The sequence below is a fragment of the Xanthomonas euvesicatoria pv. euvesicatoria genome (genome assembly GCF_020880415.1).
In the GTDB taxonomy this organism is placed as follows: Bacteria; Pseudomonadota; Gammaproteobacteria; order Xanthomonadales; family Xanthomonadaceae; genus Xanthomonas; species Xanthomonas euvesicatoria.
In genome coordinates this window covers 22,223-45,667 of the sequence record NZ_JAJIUJ010000108.1, presented here as the reverse complement: position 1 = coordinate 45,667, position 23,445 = coordinate 22,223, and the positions used below count along the sequence as shown (strand labels likewise).

General features: G+C 65.7%; 19 protein-coding genes, 1 other RNA gene and 4 pseudogenes. 13 read left to right on the top strand and 11 right to left on the bottom strand.

From position 1 onward, the window contains the following. Positions 1-32 precede the first annotated feature (32 nt). Positions 33-551, bottom strand: a complete 519-nt coding sequence (locus tag LN450_RS18650) for a cupin domain-containing protein (RefSeq protein ID WP_008577083.1) — start codon at positions 549-551, stop codon at positions 33-35. 162 nt (positions 552-713) lie between these two features. Between LN450_RS18650 and glnE the strand changes: the two genes are divergently transcribed. Then, entirely contained in the window at positions 714-3,539 is a 2,826-nt protein-coding gene (gene glnE / locus LN450_RS18645) for a bifunctional [glutamate--ammonia ligase]-adenylyl-L-tyrosine phosphorylase/[glutamate--ammonia-ligase] adenylyltransferase (RefSeq protein WP_039417320.1), read from the top strand. A 103-nt stretch (positions 3,540-3,642) separates the two neighbouring features. Here glnE and LN450_RS18640 read toward each other — a convergent pair. The 3 genes and pseudogenes from LN450_RS18640 to LN450_RS18630 form a co-directional block, all read right to left on the bottom strand. Further along, positions 3,643-4,029 (bottom strand): annotated as a pseudogene (locus tag LN450_RS18640) (VUT family protein); the annotation flags it as partial. Between the two features lie 7 nt (positions 4,030-4,036). After that, a pseudogene (locus LN450_RS18635) lies at positions 4,037-4,243 on the bottom strand (transposase); the annotation flags it as partial. Between the two features lie 294 nt (positions 4,244-4,537). Further along, positions 4,538-4,612, bottom strand: a non-coding RNA gene (locus tag LN450_RS18630) — sX9 sRNA. A gap of 401 nt (positions 4,613-5,013) precedes the next feature. Between LN450_RS18630 and xopB the strand changes: the two genes are divergently transcribed. After that, positions 5,014-6,561, top strand: coding sequence for a XopB/HopD1 family type III secretion system effector (gene xopB / locus LN450_RS18625; RefSeq protein ID WP_039417318.1), 1,548 nt, complete (start codon positions 5,014-5,016; stop codon positions 6,559-6,561). A gap of 201 nt (positions 6,562-6,762) precedes the next feature. Here the strand turns inward: xopB and LN450_RS18620 are convergent. Then, positions 6,763-6,927: pseudogene (locus LN450_RS18620) on the bottom strand (VUT family protein); the annotation flags it as partial. A gap of 779 nt (positions 6,928-7,706) precedes the next feature. Between LN450_RS18620 and LN450_RS18615 the strand changes: the two are divergent. Then, on the top strand, positions 7,707-9,668 hold the full coding sequence (locus LN450_RS18615; RefSeq protein ID WP_039417316.1) for a S53 family peptidase: 1,962 nt from the start codon (positions 7,707-7,709) through the stop codon (positions 9,666-9,668). A 108-nt stretch (positions 9,669-9,776) separates the two neighbouring features. Here LN450_RS18615 and LN450_RS18610 read toward each other — a convergent pair whose 3' ends face one another. Genes LN450_RS18610 through LN450_RS18600 form a run of 3 tightly spaced genes read right to left on the bottom strand, consistent with a single transcriptional unit; the run spans position 9,777 to position 12,142 of the window. Beyond that, on the bottom strand, positions 9,777-10,286 hold the full coding sequence (locus LN450_RS18610; protein ID WP_011346222.1) for a hypothetical protein: 510 nt from the start codon (positions 10,284-10,286) through the stop codon (positions 9,777-9,779). Further along, on the bottom strand, positions 10,283-11,152 hold the full coding sequence (locus tag LN450_RS18605) for a DUF2145 domain-containing protein (RefSeq protein WP_011346223.1): 870 nt from the start codon (positions 11,150-11,152) through the stop codon (positions 10,283-10,285). Before LN450_RS18605 ends, LN450_RS18610 begins: the two co-directional genes overlap by 4 nt. A gap of 42 nt (positions 11,153-11,194) precedes the next feature. After that, a complete protein-coding gene (locus LN450_RS18600; protein ID WP_011346224.1) occupies positions 11,195-12,142 on the bottom strand; it encodes a mitochondrial fission ELM1 family protein in 948 nt (315 codons plus the stop codon). Between the two features lie 134 nt (positions 12,143-12,276). Here LN450_RS18600 and LN450_RS18595 point away from each other — a divergent pair, with 134 nt between their 5' ends. The 4 genes and pseudogenes from LN450_RS18595 (at position 12,277) to LN450_RS18580 (ending at position 15,665) form a co-directional block, all read left to right on the top strand. Further along, positions 12,277-12,867, top strand: coding sequence for a malonic semialdehyde reductase (locus LN450_RS18595; protein WP_008571724.1), 591 nt, complete (start codon positions 12,277-12,279; stop codon positions 12,865-12,867). Between the two features lie 231 nt (positions 12,868-13,098). Further along, a complete protein-coding gene (locus LN450_RS18590) occupies positions 13,099-13,842 on the top strand; it encodes a YceI family protein (protein ID WP_005920166.1) in 744 nt (247 codons plus the stop codon). 127 nt (positions 13,843-13,969) lie between these two features. Next, positions 13,970-14,209: pseudogene (locus LN450_RS18585) on the top strand (hypothetical protein). Between the two features lie 184 nt (positions 14,210-14,393). Further along, positions 14,394-15,665, top strand: a complete 1,272-nt coding sequence (locus tag LN450_RS18580; RefSeq protein ID WP_011346226.1) for a histidine-type phosphatase — start codon at positions 14,394-14,396, stop codon at positions 15,663-15,665. A 68-nt stretch (positions 15,666-15,733) separates the two neighbouring features. Here LN450_RS18580 and LN450_RS18575 read toward each other — a convergent pair whose 3' ends face one another. The 3 genes from LN450_RS18575 to LN450_RS18565 form a co-directional block, all read right to left on the bottom strand. Then, on the bottom strand, positions 15,734-16,117 hold the full coding sequence (locus LN450_RS18575; RefSeq protein WP_039417325.1) for a hypothetical protein: 384 nt from the start codon (positions 16,115-16,117) through the stop codon (positions 15,734-15,736). A gap of 183 nt (positions 16,118-16,300) precedes the next feature. Next, positions 16,301-17,086: a siderophore-interacting protein gene (locus LN450_RS18570; protein WP_011346228.1), complete on the bottom strand. Its 786-nt coding sequence runs from the start codon at positions 17,084-17,086 to the stop codon at positions 16,301-16,303. Positions 17,087-17,396: 310 nt separating this feature from the next. After that, a complete protein-coding gene (locus LN450_RS18565; protein ID WP_011346229.1) occupies positions 17,397-17,933 on the bottom strand; it encodes a PadR family transcriptional regulator in 537 nt (178 codons plus the stop codon). Positions 17,934-18,119: 186 nt separating this feature from the next. Here LN450_RS18565 and mdcA point away from each other — a divergent pair, with 186 nt between their 5' ends. From mdcA to mdcB, 6 genes are all read left to right on the top strand, one after another. Continuing rightward, positions 18,120-19,766 (top strand): malonate decarboxylase subunit alpha, encoded by a 1,647-nt coding sequence (gene mdcA, locus LN450_RS18560; protein ID WP_008577473.1) that lies wholly within the window; start codon positions 18,120-18,122, stop codon positions 19,764-19,766. 9 nt (positions 19,767-19,775) lie between these two features. Beyond that, positions 19,776-20,093 carry a malonate decarboxylase acyl carrier protein gene (gene mdcC / locus LN450_RS18555; RefSeq protein ID WP_008577475.1) on the top strand — a complete coding sequence of 106 codons (318 nt, stop codon included), beginning with the start codon at positions 19,776-19,778 and terminating at the stop codon, positions 20,091-20,093. A gap of 121 nt (positions 20,094-20,214) precedes the next feature. Beyond that, on the top strand, positions 20,215-21,117 hold the full coding sequence (locus LN450_RS18550) for a biotin-independent malonate decarboxylase subunit beta (protein WP_039417314.1): 903 nt from the start codon (positions 20,215-20,217) through the stop codon (positions 21,115-21,117). After that, positions 21,108-21,812, top strand: a complete 705-nt coding sequence (gene mdcE / locus LN450_RS18545) for a biotin-independent malonate decarboxylase subunit gamma (protein WP_011346231.1) — start codon at positions 21,108-21,110, stop codon at positions 21,810-21,812. The genes LN450_RS18550 and mdcE overlap by 10 nt, the downstream gene beginning before the upstream one ends. 2 nt (positions 21,813-21,814) lie before the next feature. Then, on the top strand, positions 21,815-22,456 hold the full coding sequence (mdcG, locus tag LN450_RS18540) for a malonate decarboxylase holo-[acyl-carrier-protein] synthase (protein ID WP_011346232.1): 642 nt from the start codon (positions 21,815-21,817) through the stop codon (positions 22,454-22,456). Further along, positions 22,453-23,322: a triphosphoribosyl-dephospho-CoA synthase MdcB gene (mdcB, locus tag LN450_RS18535; protein ID WP_011346233.1), complete on the top strand. Its 870-nt coding sequence runs from the start codon at positions 22,453-22,455 to the stop codon at positions 23,320-23,322. The genes mdcG and mdcB overlap by 4 nt, the downstream gene beginning before the upstream one ends. Positions 23,323-23,445: the final 123 nt, after the last annotated feature.

Sequence of the window (23,445 nt, the reverse complement as noted above, 5' to 3'; positions counted from 1 at the left end):
GCCGGGCGCGCGGACGCGGCAGTGGCGGTCCATCAGCGCGGCGCCGGATGGCCGAACGGATGCGCGGTGGCCGCGCCCGGCGATTGCGCAAACTGCACCATCATCTGCAGGCAAGGTTCATCGCCCAACTGGCCGGAGCGATGGCCGCGCTGATCGGTGGTGCCCTGGTCCTGGCCGAAATGGATGTCGCCAGGACCCATTTCCACGCGTGTGCCGTCGCCGGTTTCGATGAACCAGCGGCCACGCAACGGAATCACCCATTGCGGGTGCGGGCTCTCATGCCAGTCGCCGACCCAGCCTACCGGCAGCACCGCGAACTGGATGCCGAGCACCTCGCCGGGAAACGGTCGCAACCACTGCGGTGCGGCACCGCCACCCACGCTCTTGCGACCGAAGCCGGGCAGCTGCGAGGCGTTGAGGCAGCTGTTGCCATCCGGCCCGGTCCATAGATGCAGAAAGGGCAGGCTGGGCGGCAGCGCAGGATCGTTGCCATCGGTCTGGAGCGGAATCTGCGAGGGCAGCAAGTGAGCAGGCAAGGTGGTGGGCGACATGGCGGGACCTCGTGCGAAAGCCGCAGTGCAGCATGGCTGCCGTCAGGGCTGCGTAAGCGAGATGTTCAAGGCGGCGAAATGCTGCACGCCCTGTTGCAGTCGCCCTGGGGGATGTCGCGCATGCGTGTACTCCCCGCGTGGCGGGGATGCCAAAATCCGGTCATGCCGATGCCGACCGTTTCCATGTCTCCTGCGCTCACCGCCCTGATCGAGCGGGCCGTGGCGCGTGTTCGTCAATCATTGCCTGTCGAGCAGGCGTGGCCGGGCGGCGCGTTCGATCGGCAGCTTGCGCAGGTCGCACTGGCCAGCGAGTTCGCGCTCGATACCTTGGCGCGGCAACCGGCATTGCTGCAGCACCTGGCCCAACCCGATCCGCCGCCACTGCCACTGCCGCAGCTGGATCCGGCCCAGCCACCGCTGTGGCCTGCGCAATTGCGACGCTATCGCAGCGCCGAGTCCACGCGCCTGGTCTGGCGCGATGTGCTCGGTCTGGACAGCGTCGAAGCCACCCTGGCCGGCGCCACCCGGCTGGCCGAGCACTGCCTGCAATGCGGCCTGCAAGCGCTGGAGCAGCAGTTCCACACCCGCCACGGCAAGGTCATTGCTGCAGACGGCAGCGTGCAGCGCCTGGTGGTGTTCGGCTTGGGCAAGCTGGGCGGTGGCGAGCTGAATTTTTCCTCGGACGTGGATCTGGTGTACGCCTATCCGCAGGGCGGCCAATCCGATGGCGCGCGTCCATTGGCAGCAGAAGAGTATTTCGCGCGATTGGGCCAGCAGTTGGCCAGGTTGCTGGACGAAACCACCGCCGACGGCTTCAGCCATCGCGTGGATCTGCGCCTGCGTCCATTCGGCACCGCCGGCCGCGTGGCGTTGTCGTTCGCCGGCATGGACCAGTATTTCCAGCGCGAAGGTCGCGATTGGGAGCGCTATGCCTGGCTCAAGGCGCGCGCGGTGGCTGGCGATATCGACGCCGGGGAAGCCTGGCTGGAAACGCTGCGCCCCTTCGTCTACCGGCGGTATCTGGACTTCACCGCACTGGATGGCTTGCGCGAAATGAAGGCCGCCATCACCGCCGAAGTGGCGCGGCACGATCGTCTGGACGACATCAAGCGCGGGCCCGGCGGGATTCGCGAAATCGAGTTCCTGGCCCAATCGCTGCAGCTGATTCGTGGTGGACGCGAACCGAGTCTGCGCGAACGCCGGCTGCTGCCCGCGCTCCAGGCGCTGGTGGCCGCAGGCCAGATCGACCAGGAGAACGGCCAGGCGCTGTCGACGGCGTATCGTTTTCTACGCCGGCTGGAAAATCGCCTGCAGATGTTGCGCGATGCGCAGACCCACGCATTGCCGCAGGCGCCGCTGGATCGCGAGCGCATTGCGTTGGGCCTTGGGTATGCGGATTGGTCGGCATTGCTGGACGCGCTGGCACCGCAGCGCACACGCGTGGCCGCGGAATTCGCCGAACTGCTGGCCCCGCGCGTGCGCGCCACCGCACCGGACGCGCTTGCCGATTACTGGCGCGCGCTGCCGGGAGGCGATGCTGCGCCGTTGGCGGGGATTGGCTTGCACGATCCCGATGGCGCGCATCAGGCGTTGGCCGATTTCGCGCAGTCTTCCGGCGTGCGCGCGCTGTCCGATAGCGCGCGTGCGCGGCTGGATCGGGTGATGCCGGCACTGCTGCACGCGGCCACCCGCGCCAGCCAGCCCGACGCGGCAGTGCGTCGCATGCTCGGCCTGCTGCAGGCCACCTTGCGCCGCACCAGCTATCTGGCCTTGCTCGACGAGCAACCCAGCGCGCTTGCGCGCCTGGTCGATGTGCTCTCGCGCAGCGCGCTGCTGGCCGAGCGGCTGGCGGCGTATCCGTTGCTGCTGGACGAATTGCTCGACACCCGCATCAGCGGCCCGCTACCGGATCGCGCAGCGTTGCACGCGGCCTGCGCCGAGACCTTGCAGATCGACGACACCGAAGCGGCGCTGCGTGAACTCAACGAGCGCCGGCTTGCACTGAGCTTCCGTATTGCGCTGGCCACGCTGGATGGCCGCCAGCAGGCGGTGGAGAGCACCCGGCAACTGGCCTGGCTTGCCGAAGCGGTCGTGCAGACCGTGCTGCACCTGGCGCGCAGCGACATGCTGGCCGCGCACGGACACGTGCCCGGCGGCAGCTTCGCCATTGTCGGCTACGGCAGTCTTGGCGGGCTGGAGCTGGGATTCGGATCGGATTTGGATCTGGTGTTTCTGTACGATCATCCGCCCGAGGTGGACGCCTCCGACGGCAAGCGCCCGCTGGAAGCCGGGCGCTGGTTTGCCCGGCTTGCGCAGAAAGTGATGGCATTGCTGGCTGCCGAGACCGGCGCCGGCCGGCTGTACGACATCGATGTGCGACTGCGCCCGGATGGCGGCAAGGGCGCACTGGTGTCCTCGCTGGCCAGTTACCGCGACTACCAACGCGATCGCGCCTGGACCTGGGAGCATCAGGCCCTGGTGCGTGCACGCGCGGTGGCCGGCGACGCGGCGCTTTGCGACGCGTTTGCCCACGTGCGTCGCGACACGCTGATGCGGGTGCGCGACACCGCGCAGTTGCACGAAGACGTGCGCAAGATGCGGGCGCGCATGCGCGCCGAACTGGATCGCAGCGATGCCGGCCGGCTGGATCTCAAGCAGGGCGCTGGCGGCCTGGTGGATCTGGAATTCGTGCTGCAGGCCGGCGTGCTCGGGCTGGCAGCGCAGCAGCCGCAGCTGCTGGACGCCTGCGACACGCCAGCGTTGATCGACGCACTGGCGCGCACGCACTGGCTCCCGGACGAGAGCAGCGCACCACTGCATCAGGCGCACGCAGCGCTGGTCGATGCCGGCCTGAGCTGCACGCTGGACCGCCGCCCACGCCTGCTCGCACCGACGCCGGCCATCCAGCAGGCGCGCGGCATCATCTTCAACGCAGCACGTGGGCAGGGCCTGACGTTTCCGCTGGGCAAGGATGAAACAGCGCTGTAAGGGCCCCGGTGAGTGCGCCGCTTTCGATGCAGCTGCGGCAAAGGGCGGCAACGGTGCCTGGCTTTCCTGCCGGGAAGCCACGCATCCATGCGCGTCATGCGTTCTACCGACGCGGCGCACTCCGCCACAGCAGGGCGCGAAACGGGCCGAGCAGGAACACGCCCATGCCCAGTTTTACCGCCAGATCGCCTGCGGCCCAGCTGACCCACGGCAGGCTCGCGCCGGCAAACGCAATGCTCCAGAAGATGGTGGTATCCAGGGTGGCGCTGCAGGTGGTGGCCACGATCGGCGCGCGCCACCAGCTGCCGTCGCGCAGGCGGTCGAACACGCTGATGTCCAGCAATTGTGCCGCGATGAAGGCACTGCACGAGGCCACCGCAATGCGTGGCGTCGCCAGCCAGATCGACAGCAGCACCGCCAGCGCGAACCCGCACCAGGCAACGTGGCGCGCAGCGCGTGGACCGAAGCGGCGGTTGACCAAGTTGCTGACCCTGGGTCAGGGCGTGAAGCTTAGGTCGAGCTCCGCCTGGGTGAAGTACGCTGGCCTTGCGCGGGATCTCGCTGGCTTGCTCCAACTTGCGCACTTCGCGTTCCAGCGCTTTTATCCGCGTCCGCTCGTCCGTCGTCAGCCCCCTGACGCTGTGGGCATCACGCTCGGCCTGACGCACCAAGTTACACAGCGTCTGCGACGAACAGCCAATTTTTTTCCCGGGAATCGATTCGATCGCCCATCGCGAGCTGACTACTTCGCGGGGCGGTTCACCCCGCAATGCTTCGCCGTCCCAACCATGACTTCGGGAAAACAACGAAATTCAGAGAGCTCTGCGCCAAACTTTCTTAAATGCTCACTGCAGGAGATCAACATGGGTCTATGTAGTTCAAAGCCGCGCGTGCAGGCTCAGCTGAACATTATGCGACCACGTCATAGGGCAGATTGATCAGACCATCCTTAGAAATAATTCTAAAATTGATTTCGAGGTTTCACCAACACCAAATGCGGCTAATGAAACGTAGCCGGCGATCGTCAGATGGTTGCGGGCGGCGAGCAGAACCGGATTTTACGAGTCGTACATGCCGATTCCGATCACCAGCCGCGCCCGCATAACGGCCGCGCAGGAGTTTTTTAGCCGCTCTAGAGATCCTGAATTTTAAACCAATTTATAAAAAAGAAGAGGAAGGCATGAAGGCAGAGCTCACACGATCCCATTCCCTGTCGTCACTCGAGCGCATACGTCACCCCGAATCTGATATGGGTAACGACTGTGATCTAGAAGTTGGCGCACAGCCCAAACATAGCGGCTTCTGTCAGTCCGAAGATAGCAGATTGCCAACCACCAGGCCCCCCCGGCGGCGCAGCACAAGTAGCGGGGCTACTAGCCCCAAGTCCACTGTGCAAGGTTCCGGTCATACCGATAACAGTGGGTTAGAAACTCCGCTACTGATCTCGTTAACAGGTTTGCAAAAGCCCAGGCATATGGGATTGGTGCGCAGGGAGTCGAGCCGACTTGTTTCTGCCGACCCGGTAGTGCACGCGCTGCTATCTTTCGCGCAGGTTGACCAGCCATTTCCACCACAGGTCGCGAGCACTGACGGGGTCCGACTAGAGCTGGTGTCCCGTCGAGACCCGGAGAAAGCGCTCGAGGAATTCAAGGACGCATTCACGGTTGAGACGGCGCAATTAATGCCCGCCGCCAACTCCTCAGAGCGGACAGCTGAGCAAATCGACGCTGACATTCATATCCCCTTGTTGCTTAAGGCGATCGAGCGGGGCTCCGCAGCATTTGGCCCAAGCGCTTTGATCGAGATGGCAGACGGCAGCCAGATCAGTGCGAAAGCGTTCCTCGCCTCGTGTGCCCCCGATGTCATGTCAAATGACGATGTCCTGTCGGCGTTCATCAATCAGAAACTGAAAGGGGATGAGGACCTCCAGGTCCGTCTGGGGGCACAGGAATTGCTATATGTGGCGACCAAGAAAGAGTTTCAGCTCGGCGGCTTGGCCGGTAGCATCGGCGTTAGCAGCGTAATCGGCTCCGTATGGGAACTCGGCGCTTCGGAACTGTTGAAAAAAGCCATCTTCGGCAAGAATTTCTCGCCCAGTCAGTATGCTCTGCAATTGGCCGGAATCGATTCAGTTCCCCCTTTGATAATCGAAACCATGGACACCATGTGTGTGCTTGCAATCATCAAGGGTATGAAGGGTGAGGACTGGTCCTTGCGCGACCTGCTCCCCAAGGCAATGAAAGCCGGTGCCATCTCCTCAATTGTGTCATTCCCCAATAACGTCCTGCAGTACACAGGCTTTAAATCAGGATTAGGTGATCTTGCGGCCAATATGACGACAACCGAAGCGGCCATCTTTGGCGCCGCCTCTGGCATTCCACCCGAAGTCAAGGAAAGCGAAGAGACGATGCGTGCTGGATTGTTCCAGAGCATTAAGGACGGCGTCATGGCGTGCCCCAGCGAGAAGATGGGCCCGGAAGAGGCGATTGAGCAAATGGCACGTCATGCGCTCGATGTTGCCCCCGGCGAGAGCACCGCCGTCAAGTCTATGGGGCTGGCAGCCATTGTCGGGATGATCCCGCTGATCGCCGGCAGCAAAGCCACAGGATTACTCTCGGAAAAAGTGCTGCGTATCTTCCGGAGCACCGTCTTTAATCCGATCGAAGCCATCGCTCTGAACGCACTGGCGCTTGGAGGACGCATTCATGTCCCTGGGCTATTTGAATCAGACAATGCTAAGCACGCGCGGGTTGTGCAAACCATTCTGGCGCGAGCAAGCGAGCAAATGGAAAGCGAGGCACGGGAAATTACTGCAGAAGAATTGCATCATATTTTGGCTCCCAGGAGTGAGTTCCTTCGCCATGTAGGAACCGCAATTGTCAAGGGCATGAATGCAAGCTTCGAAGTCCTTCCCGCGCTGGCCCGTAAACTTGGATACGGCGAAACTCCCTTGAACAAACGTATTCCGTATCAGGATCTGGCGGTGTCTAATACTTCGCACCAACCCGCGCCTGAGCCGTAATCGACGTAATATCCCGGGTAGCAATCAGTGGTCGGGGACATGGGGTACATCCCTCCTGTCGACTCTCCACAATTCAATGCCAGCTAGAATTAGGGGTCTGCGGTCGATGTATTGAGGGTCGGCAGGGATTCGTATTGATACTCTCTCTGACAGAGAGTTAGCTCACTTTTGGCTGTTGTTTACACGATCCCTGCCGACCCTCAGGAACGCCAGTGGGTAGGAGAACGCGCCCCAGGTCAGCCAGTCGTTGATCGGGTATTGCACCAGGATGTTGGACAGCAGGACCGCTGCGCCCATTGCCAGCACCGCCCAGAGCGATGCATGGGCGGTGAGCGGGGCGAATACAGGTGTCGAGGCAGGACGCATGGCGACACGGTTGATTGGGCGCGCAATTATCGCTTCGACGGCAGAGCTGGACCAGCGCAGCGATACGCGCCTCGACCACGGCGCCGCTGCGCGAAGACCCCTTCCCGTATCGCGCAGCCGCCTGGCGCCGGACCGTGCCTGTATCGGCGGCGGCGGCGACTGGGCGCGTGCGCACATCGCGGCCACAATACAAAGGCGCGTGCGTTCGTGGCGGCGGCGACGCTCGGCTGCACCGTCGGCATGCGATGTGCGCAGCGGGGCAAGCCTGCGCCACGACATTGGGTCGTCATCGGTGACGCGTGCACATGACGCCTGACCGGCGGCATCGGCAGTACGCGGTGATCGCAAAGCAGGCGGCAGCCTCGACGTAGGAACTGCGGTGATGAGCGGGCGCAGGTGCGCGCAATGGGCGCTTGCATGTACTCGCGGCAACGGCGTGCACCTTGAGGCAGCCACGCGCAGTGAGCTGGCACGCAGCGGCACCTGCTGCCGCAGGCGCGCGCACCTCGCTGATGGCGACACAACCTCGCCCGCTGGCATTTCAGCGGTAGACATCGCACGTATCGTCCCGGCTCCCGACCCGCCGTCTGAGTGATGGCAGCCCTTGCAAGCCGCGCGACCTGCCGATGCCGATGGAGAGAGCCGCCGAATGTGCAGTGTCGCGATGGTGCACCGGCAGCGCCCGGCCTTGCCGTGGTCTGCAGCGGCCAGCCGCGTGGATCCCGGCCCGCGCGGCCATCGATCGCAGCCGGCATCCGTGTCCTGTTTTCCGTGTCGACATGATCGCGCCGGTGGTCGCGAGCGTTCGTGCACGTCCCTGCGATGCCATTCGGCCTCGCTCACTGCTGTGCCCCCTGGAGAGATCCATGCTTACTCGCATCCGCTGTCGGCCGCTGCTGGCTGCCGTGCTGTCCGCTTCGCTGTTGGCCTTCGGCAGCGCCAACGCTGCCACCACCGTCCCCGATGCCCGGATTGACGCGATCACGGCCAGCTTGCGCACAGCGCCGGTGTCCTTCGACGTGCATCTGCCACCACGCGACCAAGTGGCCCTGAACGCCCTGCTGGCCGACATCCAGGACCCGCTGTCGCCGCAGTACCACAAGTGGCTGTCGGCGGCCGAATTCCAGCGGCGTTTTGGTCCGGCGCCTGCGCAGCTCGCGCAGGTACGCGCCGCCCTGCAGGCCGCGCACATGACCGTGGTGCAGCAAGGGCCAACCCTGCATGTCAGCGCGAATGCCGACAGCGTGGAGCGGTTGTTTGCCGCGCCGCTGGTGGCTGATCTGAACGCCGGCCAGCAGGTACGCCTGGCGGCTGCCGCTCCGCTGCAGCTGCCGGCCGCGCTGCGTGCCAACGGTGTCACCGTCACCGGCCTGAGCCGCGGGCTGCCGGCGGCGCGCATGGACTCGCGCATGCTGGCCGGCACGCCCGGCAACCGCACCGGTGATGGCACCACCAGCTATTGGTACAACGATCTCAAGCAGGCCTACGGCTATCCTTCCTACCAGACGATGATCGGTGCGCCAGGCAAGCAACAGCGGCTCGACGGTAGCGGCAGCACGATCGCCGTCCTGATCGGCAGCGACGTGCTGGATACGGACATTGCCGCGATGTTCGACCACGAGCGCTTCAGCCGCTATGCCGGCAACCATGCCAACCCGACACTGTATGCACGCCGCTATGTGGCCGGGGCCAAGCCCGGGGTGCAGGGCGGCAATCGCGCTGCGGTGCGCGAGGCAACGCTCGATGTGGACATGGCACTCGGCGGCGCACCGGGCGCGCACGTGCTGCTGTACGTGATCCCCGATCTGTCCATCGATTCCATCCTGGCCGGCTACCGGCAGATCGTGCAGGACAATGAGGCGGACGTGGTCAGCTCCTCGTTCGGGTTCTGCGAACAGATCTTCACCGCGGCCTATAACGGCAAGGACGCCACTTCCATCCTTGGCCTGTTCGATTCGGTCTTCAAGCAAGGCAATGCGCAGGGCATCAGCTTCGTCGCCTCCAGCGGCGACAATGCCGGCCTGGATTGCCCGGACACGCAATACCTGGTGGAAGGCAAGAACGGCCGGTACGTCCCCAGCGTGCATTGGCCCGCCGCCGATGCGCATGTCACCGCGGTCGGTGGCGGCAACCTGCTCACTGCCTACAAGAAGGGCAGCCTGGATTCGAGCTACCTCAGCGAAAGCGCGTTTGCCGACCCGTTGCAGGCCGAGGACCCGTATGGCGTCGGCGCGCTGCTCAGCGGCGGCTACTGGGGTGCCGGTGGCGGCGTCAGCACGCTGTTCCAGCGTCCGGCATATCAGCTGCGCGCGCTGGGCGGCACGCGCACCTCGATGCGCGCATTGCCCGATGTCGGCATGTTGGTCGGCGGCTGCCCGGGAATCGCCGTGCATCCCTGTCAGCAGGGCACAAGCTCGGTGTCCATCTACGTGGCCGGTGCCATCACCAAGGTGATCGGCACCAGCGTGGCGGCGCCGGAGTTCGCCAGCGTGGCCGCGTTGCTGGTGCAGAAGCAGGGCCGGCAGGGCAATCTCAACGATTACCTGTATCGCCTGGCCGCCAACGGCCCGCAGGCCTATCACCGCGGCATTCCCGGCAACAACGGGGTCGTCGGCAACGACGTGCCGATCGCCGGCAAGTACAACTACACCACCGGCTTGGGAACCCCGGTCGTGCGGCTGATGATCGGCGCGCTGGATGCGGCGCCTGCCGGCATTCCGCGTTCTCCCAGCAATCCGTAAACGCAGCGCGGTTGGAGGCATCGGCGTCGTGGCAACGCCGCCGATGCAACGACGATCGCGCTGCGGTCGATCAGAGGTGGCCCCGGCCTGCGGCGCAGGGCGTGCACGTCACCAGGTCTGGCTGCTGCCGTATGCGGCGGCCGCTTCTGTCGGTACGAACGCCAACGCCTGGCCTTGTTCCGCATGCACGGTCCAGCCGCTGCCTGCGGGGCTAGGTTGGAACGTCACCATTTCGCCGACGTGGAAGCCTGCGGCGGGGTCGTCCTGGCGTGCCTGCCATTGCAGCACTGCGGTGTTCTCGGCTTGTTGCGGGTCCTGCAGGCGCACCTGGCGTGCACCCGCAGGCAGGGTGTCGACGGCTTGCACGCGCATTGGCGGCAGCTTGCCTGCGCGTGCCTCGCGGCGTGATTCGGCCACTGTATTAGATGCAGCAACGGGTGCGGAAAACACAGAGCCCGCCACACCGGACGCGATCAGCACTGGCATGGCGAGCGACAGCGCCGAATAGAACTTGGATTTTTCGCCGGGTGTGGTCGCTTCACCGGCGTGTGCGCAGGGCAATGTCAAGGCGGCGAACAGGCATGCGCTGGCAGCGAGAAAGGAACGGGCGTGCATCATGGTGTTGCTCCAGGAGTAGGGGCGGCGCGTGCAATCGACAGTTCCTTGTCCACCGCGTCGCGCTGATGCAGGAAGTCGAATACCGATTCGACCGTGACCACCGAATAGTTACCGGACACACGTTCGCTCACAGGATGATCGGTGACCGCCGCATTGGCGGCGACAAAGCGCGCGCCGATGCGCTGGCTCAGGTCCAGATGCAGGGCGCTTGGGTGATAGCGCGCGGTGCGCAGCCATGCCTGTGCATCACCGCTGTTGGCAATCGCGACCGCCGGTTGCGCGTCGGCCGCCAGCGCGACGGCCAGCACTTCCAGCACCCATTGGTTGGAGTTTTGATAGTCGGTGGAAAACGGATACGCCACGATGCTGTAACGCGTTTCATGCAGGCGGTGCGCAAGATCGCCACTGCCAGTCAATCGCGCGTACAGACGTTGCTGCAGTGCCTGGGTGGGAATGCCCACGCGCAGATCGCTGCTCAACGCGCTTTCGCCGATGAAGTTGCTCAGGCCTTCCTGGTAAAGCTGTGACGCATCGCTCTTGCAGCGATTGAGCAGGTGGCGCACCCGCCAGCCGCCATCATCGTCGCGCACGGCAAATGCCAGGTGGCTATGTTTCAGGCCGTAGCGGCTTAGATCCTGGCCGCCGCGCGCCAGCAGCACCACCTTGGCATCGGGCAACGCATCCAGCGCCTGCGCGGTGGAGGTGGCCATGTCGAACATCGCGGCAGCGGCGTGCGGCGTGGGATAACGCGGCACGCAACGCGGTGTTGTTGCGGTGGCGGCCAGCGGTAATGCGGCCAGTACCAGCAGCGCAATTGCCTTGCGCCGGGTTTGCCGAATCCATCGCGCGTTGATCGTCCCTGTCATGCACATCGTCCTTGTCTCGCTGGCCCGCTGGCGGGCGTTGGGTTATGGCAGCAGGCGCGCGCGTACCTGCATGGCGATGCGCTCGGTTTCGCGCACAGGAACGATATCGACAGCGCTGGCGAGAACTTCATCGACTAAGTGCAAGCGCTGGCGTTGCCGCAACGCTTGCAAATAGGTGTCAACGCGCCCACGTGCCTGCTCGCCGAACGCGGCAGCGACCGGTACGCGGGTGGCACAGGCTTCGGAGAGCAGATTGACCGAATCGGCGCTGGCCACGATGGCATCGGCCCAGCCGAGCAGTCCAGCGTAGGGGTTCGGCCCATCGCGCTCATCGCACCACAGCAGATGCGGCAGGCCGGCGCAGGCCGCGCGCAGCGTTGCGAGTGCATCGCCCGGTGTGCGGCGCGAGGTGGTCACCAGCAGGCTGCCGCCCAGCGCGCGCAGTTGGGCGCTCACGCGCGTGCACAGCGCCGCCAGCGCCTGTGGCGTCCACGGCACCTGGGCGGTGGGGCCACCGACCAGCAGCGCCAGCCGCGGGCCCGGCAAGCCGCCCAAGGCGGGGAAGGCGGCCCGCCCGGCCGCCAGCCACGCATCGTCCACCGGGTGCAGGCTGCCGAGCAGGGTGAGCACGTTGCTGCCGCGCAGTGCATCGTGCTCGGGCACCACCAACAGGTCCCAGTGCCGCGGGTCCAGCCGCGGATCCAGGATCTGCACGCTGCGGCTGCCGTGGGCACGCAGCAACCGGGTGGCCAGCGCCGCCTGCCTGCCGCAGCCGATGGCCAGCGCCGGGGGCTGCTGCAGTTGCCGGGCAAATGCCGCGCCAAACGCCTGCCGTGCGCCGGGGAGCCGCCGCGGCGCCGCCCAACGCCACGGCGCGTTGGTCTGCAGGTGCAGTGGCTGGTAGGCAGCGGGGTGGAATGCACGCGCCAGCGCCTCGGCCTGGCGCGCATTGCCGGCACGGCCGTCGCTCAGTGCCCAGGTCAGCCCCATCGTTTCAGATCCGACATAGATTTGTTTCAGATTGAACGCGTGTGGCGGCAATCGCGCCACTCTACACTGCGGGTCTTCACACTGGCGCCGACGCCGCAGCCTACCGTCGCACCACCCCTTCCTCTGGAGTGCTCATGTCCGACTCGCTCAATGCCGCCGCACTGGATCAGCTGTTCCGCACCGCCCGCACGCAAAATGCGTTTGCCGACACGCCGGTCAGCCACGAGGTGCTGCGTGAGCTGTATGAGCTGGTGAAGTGGGGACCCACCGCGGCCAATAGCGGCCCGGCGCGCTTTGTGTTCGTGACCAGCGCCGAAGGCAAGGCCAAGCTCAAGCCGGCGCTGTCGGAGGGCAATGCCGCCAAGACCCTGGCCGCGCCGGTGACGGTGATCGTGGCGCACGACGAAGACTTCCACGAGAAGCTGCCGTACCTGTTCCCGCATGCCGACGCCAAGAGCTGGTTCGACGGCCCGCGCGAGGGCCGCACCGAATCGGCGTTCCGCAATGGCTCGCTGCAGGGCGCCTACCTGATCCTGGCCGCGCGTGCGCTGGGACTGGACGCCGGCCCGATGTCCGGCTTCGACAACGCCAAGGTGGATGCGGCGTTCTTTGCCGGCACGCCGATCAAGTCCAACTTCCTGGTCAATCTTGGCTATGGCGACCCGGCCGGGCTGTTCCCGCGTTCGCCACGCCTGAGCTTCGACGAAGCGGCGCGCTTCGAGTAAGGCGATGCATGCGTGCCGGCTGCCGCGCAGCGCCGTGGACGGCGTGCGTCGGCCCGGCACACCGCGTGTGCCTGCCGCGTCAAGCGACGCAGTTGGCCGTTCGCCTGACGATCGCTTGATCTGGCTCGCCGTGTCGACGTACATGGTGTCTTGCGTTTCCTGCAGTCCTCGTCCGTCTGCATCTGTCCCACCCGCGTTGATCCGACGCGTCTCTCATCCCATGGAGTTCCAATGAAGACCACCCACAAGCTGTTGCTGCCGCTCGCCCTGACCCTGGCCATTGCCGCCTGCTCCAAGCCGGCCGAGAACACTGCCGCTCCGGCCGCCGAAACCCCGGCGGCGGCCACCGCACCGGCCGACGCCGCTGCTGCGCCGGCACCTGCACCGGCGGCTGCCGCCTCGACCGCCCCGGCCGTGGAAGTGGCGTCGGGCACCTACACCCTGGACCCGTCGCACACCGACGTGCTGGCGCAGTGGAGCCATTTCGGTTTCTCCAACCCGAGCGCGCACTTCGGCAATGTCGACGGCACCCTGGTGTACGACGCGGCCGACGTGACCAAGTCCACCGTGCAGGTCACCCTGCCGCTGTCCGGCTTGAACAGCTTCACCGCCAAGTTCGACGAACACCTCAAGAGCGGTGATTTCTTCGACGCGGCCAAGTTCCCGACCGCCACCTTCAAGAGCACCAAGGTGGAAGCGGCCGGCACCAACAAGCTGACCGTCACCGGCGACCTGACCATCAAGGGTCAGACCAAGCCGGTCGTGCTGGACGTCACCCTCAACGGTGCCGGCGAGCACCCGATGAAGAAGGTGCCGGCCGCCGGTTTCGACGCCACCACCACCATCAAGCGCAGCGATTTCGGCCTGGGCCAGTACGCCCCGAACGTCAGCGACGAAGTGAAGATCCGCATCACCACCGAAGCCCTGCAGGCCAAGGCGGGCGATGCTGCGGCGAAGGATGCCGCTGCCAAGTAAGCGGTCTGGCTGCTGTCCAGGCAAAGGCCCGCTTCGGCGGGCCTTTGTCGTTGAGGGTAACGGCCAAGTGAGATGCCGTCGGGCGTGGTCACGTCATGTTGGGGCGGCCTGCGTGCCGGGGCGAATCCTGGGAAACACCGCCGCTCACGGCATCGCCGGCAGCGTGGACTGCGTGACCGTGGCATCGGCAAACAGGTGGCTGCCGCGACGTTTGGCAAACCTGGCGCCGCTGCACTGTCTCGATAGATCGCGCCATCGCCATCGCCGCGAATCAACGGCCGGGCGCAACGCCCGGCAACGGAGTTGCGGCTGTCATCCACGCGTCATCCGGTCCACGCAGGCTGGGCGCATTTTTCTGGAGCGGTGATGTCTGTCGTGCGCTTGGGTAGATTGTTGCCGCTGTTCCGGCAAGGGCAGCCATTGCGCCACCGCGATGTCCGGCCTCGCGGCACGCGCACCGTTGGCGCGCGTTCCACCCATGCACCGCGGTATGCCGGTCAGCCTGGACGCGGGAGAGTGCTCGCGTTGTCGGCAACGTTATGAGGCAAGCCATGCACAATCGCTCTTTTGCCGGAACGATGCGGCACGCACTGCTCGGTCTGGCGCTCTGCCTGCCGATGGCAAAACCGGTCGTGGCAAAAGAGACCGCCGCTGCAACCGCGCACCTGCGCCTGACCATCGTGCTGGTGCGGCATGGCATCCGTGCACCGACCCAGCCCGGCAGCGAGCTGGATCGCTACAGCGCGCAGCCATGGCCGCACTGGCCGGTGGCCACGGGCCAGCTGACGCCGCACGGACGAGCCGGCATGCAGGCGCTGGGCGCACGTTATCGCGCGTTATTCGCGCCGCCGCTCGGACTGGCGCCCAGTGGCTGCGCGGGCACCGAACAGATCGTCACCATCGCCGACAGTACCGCCCGCAACCACGCCAGCGCGCAGGCGCTGCTGCAGGGCATGGCGCCGGGCTGCGCAGTGCACTACCAGGCCCTGCCGGAGGGCGAGCGCACTGTATTGTTCGATGGCGGCAAGGCGCCCACGCCGCCGGTGCGGCTGGAAGCTGAGACGCGCGCGCAGCTGGCGCACTTGCAGGCGGTGTTGAGTGCCTGCCAGCACGGACGCTGCGCCACGCCGCCGCCTACCCGCCTGCTCTACGAGCCGGCTACGCGCGATGGCTCGCCGGCCGCGGCCAGCACCCTGAAGCTGGCCGGTGGACTGGCCGAGAACCTGATGCTGGAAGACATCGAAGGCTTCGATGCGGCGCAGCTGGGCTGGGGCCGTGTGGATCGCGCCGCAGTGGCGCAATTGATTGCCCTGCACAACACCTCGTTCGCCCAGAGCAAGCGTCCGTTGCCGGTTGCCACGGCGGCGGCATCCAACCTGCTCGCGCATCTTCTGGCCACCGTGCAGGCCGCGGCCGGGCAGACGCCGTCGGCGGCGGCATTGGCGCCGCCTTCCACGCGGCTGCTGGTGCTGGTGGGACACGACACTACCTTGGCCACGCTCGGTGGACTGCTCGGCGTGCAGTGGCATCGCAGCGATCGCCCCGACGACTATCCGCCCGGCGGTGCGCTGGTGCTGGACGTGCTCGAACGCGACGGCATGCCGTTGCTGCGCGTGCGGACCTTGATGCCAAGCCTGGCGGCGCTGCGCAGCGGGCGCCTGGATAGCGATGCGCTGGCCTCGTCCACACTGGTATTGCCCGGTTGTCACGGGCAGGCCCTGTGTCCATTGCCGGTTGCGTTGGCCTGGCTGCGCACGCGCATCGATCCGGCGCAGGTGCAGACGGCCTTGCCGGAGTTGCGCTCCTGGCCTGCAGGATCGTGAGCTAGCGCATCGCGTGTGCCATCCATCGGAAGGAGGCCCTGGCACTGAGGACCTCCATGATGAGAGGCTTACCGATCATGCCCTTGCGCTTGGGACGCACGTTGCACGCGTTTGGCTTGCTCCAGCGAGAGCAGATACACCTGGACGCGCTGTTTGCCGAACGTCGCGGTTGTATTGCTCGCGATGTTCATTTGGTTGAGCGGATTGCCGGACACGTCCGCCAGGACCAAGGCATAGATCGGTCCGAACCTGGGATCTGTCCGAATCATCGAGGCTTTGACGCGATAGGTTCTGCGGTCAGGCAGTTTGAAGCCAGGAGACAGCTCGCCAGGGGCGAGCTGCAACGCCACGTCTCTGCCACTCAAATCCCCACGCACCCTGATTTCCAATAACCGACTTTCAGAAGCGACTTGCTGCTGGGGTGTTGGATATTCAGGCTGTCCTGAGCAGATGGCCAGAGGGGAGGCTGCCAAGAGCGCGAACGTCGCTGTTGCTTTCAGGAGGCGATGGCGGCGGTCGTCCGGGGAGTTTGTCATGGTGGTGTCTCGCTGATCGTGTCCAGGGGAACGGCTGTTGCCTGACCTGCGATTGCGGCACCCCATCTTACGTGAGCTGGCGCAACGCACAATCACCGCTCAGGCATCCGGGGCCGCCTTCCAATACCCCTTCGCGCGCACCGAATCCTTGTCCACGCCATGGTGCTCTTCGAGGAATTTGCGCATGGCGCGCGCGCGCATCGATTCGGCGCCGATCCAGTAGAACGTGTCGCCATCCTCTGGCTCGTAGTCGCGCAGGCTGTCTTCCAGCAGGGTGCTGCTGACGGCATCGAAGCCATTGCGCTCCAGCCAGTTCACCCGCACCTCGGCCGCGCTGAGCAGTTCCTGCCGCTCGGCGGCATCGGCGATCTCGATGAATACTTGCGCGTGCATGTCGGCGGGCATCGCTTCGAGCCAGCGGCCGATCGCCGGCAGCGCGGTTTCGTCGCCGATCAACACGTAGTGGTCATAGTCATCGGCAACCAGGAACGAGCCGCGCGGGCCGCCCAGTTTCAGTGGATCGCCGGGCTGTGCGCGCGCGGCCCAACTGGACGCCACGCCCTCGCCGTGCAACACGAAGTCGATGCTCAACTCGCCGCTCTGCGGATCGAAATCGCGCGGCGTGTAGTCGCGCGCGGGCGAAGGCAGCGCGCCTTCTTCGTAGCGCGGGCCTTCCGGCGTCATGGTCGGCAGGACGAAGGCGCCGTCGGCGTTGGGAAAGAACAGTTTGACGTGATCGTCCGGCGCATCGCTTTGAAAGCCGGCCAGGTCGCTGCCGCCGAACACGATACGGCGCATATGCGGGGTGATCGCTTCGCAACGCAGCACCTGCACGGAACGCAGGCGTGGGTCGCGACGGAGTTGGGTATTGGTGTGTGCAGCCATGGGATGCAATTCCTGGAGTGCCGCACGGATGCGCGGCGGTGCGGGGGAAGAGGGAGCGTTACGAAATCAATGCGTGATCAGTCAATGACGTGGTGAGTGGCGATCGGCCATGCTGGTGTGCTGTCATCCAGCGCAACGGCGTGGTCTTCAGCTCTGCAGGAGAAGTGCCCGCAGGGGCAGATGAGGGGGCGTGTGAAGCTGCATGCAATTGCATCGCTTCACCTCGAATCGGGGCAGCGGGGGCGTTGTATCGCCCTGCGCGGTTCGCAGATCGCTGTCGGGCCGAGCCCAGGCGTTACCGCACACCCGCTCAGTCGTCGTCGCGCTCCATGCCGTCGGCGGCGGCGTTGAGTAATGCAGCAATTCGCGCGGTTTCTGTCTCGCTCCATTGCCCATGGCGCGCGAACAAGCCATGTTTGATGCGATGAATCGCCTCGCGAATCGGGGCCGGCGTTTGCGACTTGATCAGCTCACGCGCGCGTCGATGGGTGCGGGCCAGTGCGGCATCGAGCGCATCGCGTTGCTGTGCAACGTAGTCGCTGCCAGCGGCAGTGACCTGATAGCGCTTGCGGCCGGCATCCAGATCGGTGTGCACCCAGCCGGCGGCCTCCAGTTGCGCCAGCGCCGGATAAATCGCCCCGGCGCTGGGCGTGTACAGCCCTTTGAAGAGGGCGGCGATCTGCCGCATCAGCTCATAGCCATGGCACGGGCGCTCGGCAATCAGCGCCAGCAGCAGCAGGCGCAGATCGCCGTGCTCCAGCGGGCGCACACGTGCGCCGGCACCGCGCGTGCGGGCAGGTGCCGCATCGAGATCGGCCGTTGGCCTGACGGGCGGGCGCTGTTTCATTCGATATATCGAATCATGGAGAAACGATATATCGAAGTGTGTTGACGCGCAAGCGCTCGGCTTGCTGGCGGCTGACGCCTGCCCAGTGGCAAACCCGGATGCTGCAACGCGTCTAGACACCCGTAAATTTCATAATTACGATGTAATTAATTTGACATTACGGGCTCGCCCCGGCGAGGCAGAGGCATGAGTCGACAGTGGGACACCCAGGCCGAAAGCCGGCGTCAGCGTCTGCAGCGGGCCGCCGCGCTGGCGCCGCAGGGTCGCGTGGTGGCTGCCGAGGATGTCGTGGCGTTGCTGGAAGCGGTCATCGAGCCCGGCGACCGTGTGTGCCTGGAGGGCAACAACCAGAAGCAGGCCGATTTCCTGGCGCGGTGCCTTACCGAGGTGGATCCAGCGCGCGTGCATGACCTGCACATGGTGCAATCGGTGTTGTCGCTTGCCGCGCATCTGGACGTATTCGAACGCGGCATCGCCAAGCGCCTGGATTTTTCTTTCTCCGGCCCGCAGGCCGCGCGTCTGGCCGGGCTGGTGAGCGAAGGTCGCATCGAGATCGGCGCCATCCACACCTATCTGGAATTGTTCGGCCGCTACTTCATCGACCTGACCCCGCGCATCGCACTGGTCACCGCGCAGGCGGCCGATCGTCACGGCAATCTCTATACCGGCCCGAATACCGAAGACACGCCGGTGCTCGTGGAGGCCACCGCGTTCAAGGGCGGCATCGTGATTGCGCAGGTCAACGAAATTCTCGACACCCTGCCGCGCGTGGATATTCCCGCCGATTGGGTGGATTTCGTGACCCAGGCGCCCAAGCCCAATTACATCGAACCGTTGTTCACCCGCGACCCGGCGCAGATTTCCGAGATCCAGGTGTTGATGGCGATGATGGCCATCAAGGGCATCTATGCCGAATACGGTGTGGACCGGCTCAATCACGGCATCGGTTTCGACACCGCCGCGATCGAACTGTTGCTGCCCACCTACGCCCAATCGCTGGGGCTGAAGGGCAAGATCTGCCGCCATTGGGCGCTCAATCCGCATCCGGCGCTGATCCCGGCCATCGAATCGGGCTTCGTGCAATCGGTGCATTCGTTCGGCTCCGAGCTGGGCATGGAGAACTACATCGCCGCGCGTCCGGATATCTTCTTTACCGGCGCCGACGGCAGCATGCGTTCCAACCGCGCGCTGTCGCAGACCGCCGGGCTGTATGCCTGCGACATGTTCATCGGCTCCACCTTGCAGATCGATCTGCAGGGCAACAGCTCCACCGCCACGCGCGACCGCATCGCCGGTTTCGGCGGCGCGCCCAACATGGGCTCGGATGCGCGCGGTCGCCGGCATGCCAGTGCTGCCTGGCTCAAGGCCGGGCGCGAGGCGGCAACGCCGGGCGAGATGCCGCGCGGGCGCAAGCTGGTGGTGCAGATGGTGGAGACCTTCCGCGAACACATGGCGCCGGCATTCGTCGACAAACTCGACGCCTGGGAACTGGCCGAGCGCGCCAACATGCCGCTGCCGCCGGTGATGATCTACGGCGACGATGTCAGCCACGTATTGACCGAAGAAGGCATCGCCAACCTGCTGTTGTGTCGCACGCCGGAAGAACGCGAACAGGCAATCCGCGGCGTGTCCGGCTATACCGCGGTGGGCCTGGGGCGCGACAAGCGCATGGTCGAAAACCTGCGCGACCGCGGCGTCATCAAGCGGCCGGACGATTTGGGTATTCGCCCGCGCGATGCCACGCGCGACCTGCTTGCAGCGCGCACGGTCAAGGACCTGGTGCGCTGGTCCGGCGGCTTGTACGACCCGCCGAAACGTTTTCGCAATTGGTAAGGGCACAGCATGGAAACCCTGCGATATCGCTTTGATGGACAGCGCGGTGCACGCGCCGGGCTGGAACACGCGCTGGTCGGTGTCGTGGCCTCCGGCAATCTGGAAGTGCTGGTCGAGCGCGTGCCGCTCGAGGGCGCGATGGAGATCGAGATCCTCACTGCTGCACGCGGCTTTGGCGCAATCTGGCAGGCAGTGCTGGACGATTTCGCTGCACGCCATCCACTGCGCGATGTGCGCATCAGCATCAACGATGTCGGCGCCACGCCGGCGGTGGTGAGCCTGCGCCTGGAACAAGCGCTGGAAGTGCTGCAGGGAGCTGACGCATGAGCCGCCCGCTCCACTGCGTAGGAGCGCACCCGGGCGCGACAGGCGTTCCCAATAACGCTGCGGTCGCGTCCAGGTGCGCTCCTCCGCAAGTCATCGGGAGTCGCACATGAGCACCGTTCCCATGGCCCAGCGCAGCTACTACGAAGCCGATGCCCGCGAACGTATCGAGGGTCTGCTGGATGCCGGCAGCTTTCGCGAATTTGTTGGCCCGCGGCGTCGCTTGATCAGCCCGCACCTGGCACAACTGGAAACACCCGGCGCCTTCGACGACGGCATCGTGGTCGGCGAAGGCACCTTGCGCGGCCGCAACGTGTTGATCGCTGCGCAGCAAGGCGCCTTCATGGGCGGCGGCGTGGGCGAAGTGCATGGCGCCAAACTCACCGGCCTGCTGGAGCGCGCCGCAAACACGCAGCCGGCAGCGGTGCTATTGCTGCTGGACACCGGCGGCGTGCGTCTGCACGAAGCCAATGCAGGGCTCATCGCCATTTCCGAAATCATGCGTGCCACCTTGGGCGCGCGTGCCGCCGGTGTGCCGGTGCTGGCCTTGATCGGCAGTGGCAACGGTGCGTTCGGCGGCATGGGCATCGTGGCGCGCTGCTGCAGCGCGGTGATCATGTCCGAAGAAGGCCGCCTGTCGTTGTCCGGCCCGGACGTGATCGAAACCGTGCGCGGGGTGGAAGAGTTCGACGCGCGCGACCGTGCGCTGGTGTGGCGCGTCACCGGCGGCAAACACCGCTACCTGCTTGGCGAAGCCCACACGTTGGTGGCCGATCGCATCGATGCCTTCGCCGATGCAGCGCTGGCCACGTTCGATGCGCTTACCGAAGCGACGGGTGAGGCCGCATTGCAGGCACTGGAGCATGCGCAGCAGCAGTTGACAGCGCGCATCGATGCCTACGGCGATTGCCGCGACGGGCTGGAGATCTGGAAGCGCCAAGGCATCGTCGATGCGCAGCGCCTGCCGCTGCTCGATACCGAGGCCTTTCTTGCCGCGACCGCAGACCGGAGCCTTCCATGGACCTGAGTCACTTGCTCGATCAGCTGTTTCCGCTCGGTCACGCCATCGCGCGCAACGACGATGTGCTGACCGGCAGCGCAACCACCGCCGCCGGCGATGTCACCGTGATCGGTACCGCCAACAAGCTCGAAGTCGGTGTCGATCACGCCTTGGCCCTGGCTGCCACTGTCTTGGCGAGTACCCGCGCATACCCGCAGCGCCCGATCGTGATGCTGGCCGACACCGCCGGGCAGCGGCTGGCACGGCGCGACGAACTGCTCGGCATCAACGGGTATTTCGCGCACCTGGCGCGTGCGCTGGAGTTGGCACGCACGCGCGGTGCGCGGCTGGTCACGCTGGTCTATGGCGAATCGGTCAGCGGTGGATTCCTGTCGTTCGGGTTGATGGCCGACCATATCCATGCATTGCCCGATGCGCAGATCCGGGTCATGGATCTGCGTGCGATGGCGCGCGTGACCAAGCAATCGGTCGACACCTTGCAGGCGTTGAGCAAGAGCTCGCCGGTGTTTGCGCCGGGCGTGGAAAACTACGTGCGCATGGGCGCGGTGGAATCGCTGTGGGAAGGCGATCTGGCGCAGGTGCTGCTCGACGCACTGGCCGCGCCGGTCGACGGCGACCAGCGCCGTGCACGCGGCGCGCAACGCGGCGGGCGCACGCTGGCGCGCGATGTCGCCAGCGCCGTGGCTGCGGGCGAGGCCTGAGCATGGCCGGCCGCCACGCTCTGGTGTGGTTGCGTGAAGATGCGCAGTGGCAGGCCGTCACGCCTGGCGCGCAGCCACGGCTGCGGCAGTGGTTCGCGGCCGGCCTGCCAGCGGTGGTGGCACGTGGCGATGGCAGTCAGGCACCCGGCAGCGTTCGGCTTGGCGTGCCGCTGCCGCCCAGCGAAGGCAAGCAGCGCTTGGCCCTGCAGGCGCACGTGGCCGATATCGCACGCTGCACTGCCCCGCTGACACTGGATGCGGTGACGCCACAGGCACCTGTCGCGGTGCAGCCGTTACTGCAGGCCCTGCTCGCTCAAGCGCGCGCACATGCGTTGCGCCCGCACGTCTTCGGCAGCTTTGCCTGGCAAGCCCTGACCGGCCTGACGTATGTGCACGCGCAATCGGATCTGGATCTGTTGTGGCCCATCGAAACGCCAGAGCAAGCGCGCGCGCTGGTCACGCTGCTGCAGCGCTGGGAGCAGCAGCACGGGCTGCGCGCCGATGGCGAACTGCTGTTGCCCGAAGACAACGCGGTGAACTGGCGCGAGTACGCCGGCACTGCGCAACAGGTGTTGGTGAAATCCAACCAGGACTGCCGGCTATTGCCGCGTGCTGCGCTGTTTCCGGTCCGGAGTGCGGCATGAGCGCACAGCTGCAGCAAACCTGGGTTGCCGGTGCACCTGCACCGCCGCACGATGCTGCCTACCAGCTCGCACGTCTGGCGGTTGGCGCCCTGCATGCAGAGCTGGCCTGCGCGCCCAAGCCTGGCTTGGTGACGCCGTTCGACAGCGGCAGCCACACCGACATGGATGCCGCCACCTTCATGCGTAGCCTGTTCGCCTTGCGTGGCTATTTTGCCGCCATTGCCCAGGCCGGCATCGACCATGCGCCATTCGAGCGGCTCCGCGAGCTGGGTATCGGGGCCGAGTCCGCGATGTTGCGCGCTACCTGTGGCATCAATACGCATCGCGGCGCGGTTTTCAGCCTTGGCCTGCTCACTGCGCAGGCTGCACGCCTGTGGGTTGCGCAGCGGCGGCGACCCACTGCAGAACAGGTCTGCAATGGCGTACGCGCCTGGCGCGATGCATTGCAGGCTGCACCGTTGGATCCGCACAGCCATGGCCAGCGGGTGCGTGCGCAGTACCGCATCAGTGGCGTGCGCGAACACGCCGCGGCAGGGTATCCGGTGCTGCGCGAGATCGCCCTGCCTGCGTTGCGTACTGCGCTTGCGGGGGGCGCCACGCGTGAAGCGGCGCTGGCGCAGACCTTGATGCAGCTCATCGCCCAGGTGGACGATCTCAATCTTTTGCATCGTGGCGGGGCGGAGGGCCTGGCATTCGCCAAGGCGCAGGCGGCAGCCTTCCTTGCCGACGGCGGCGTTGCGCACCCGCAGTGGCGCGTGCAGTTGCATGCCATCGGCCAGCAGTTTGTCGCGCGTCGCCTGAGCCCTGGCGGCAGCGCGGATCTGCTGGCCTGTGCATGGTTCCTGCATCGGCAGGAGCTGGCATGAGCCGCGTTTGCTCGCTGGCTGCAGAACATGTGGTGCATGCGCAGGCGCACTGCCGCGGCGTTCTGCTCAGCGGCGCAACGCCGGCTGGCCTGCCCGCCGTCGCAACACACGTCGCACATTGCT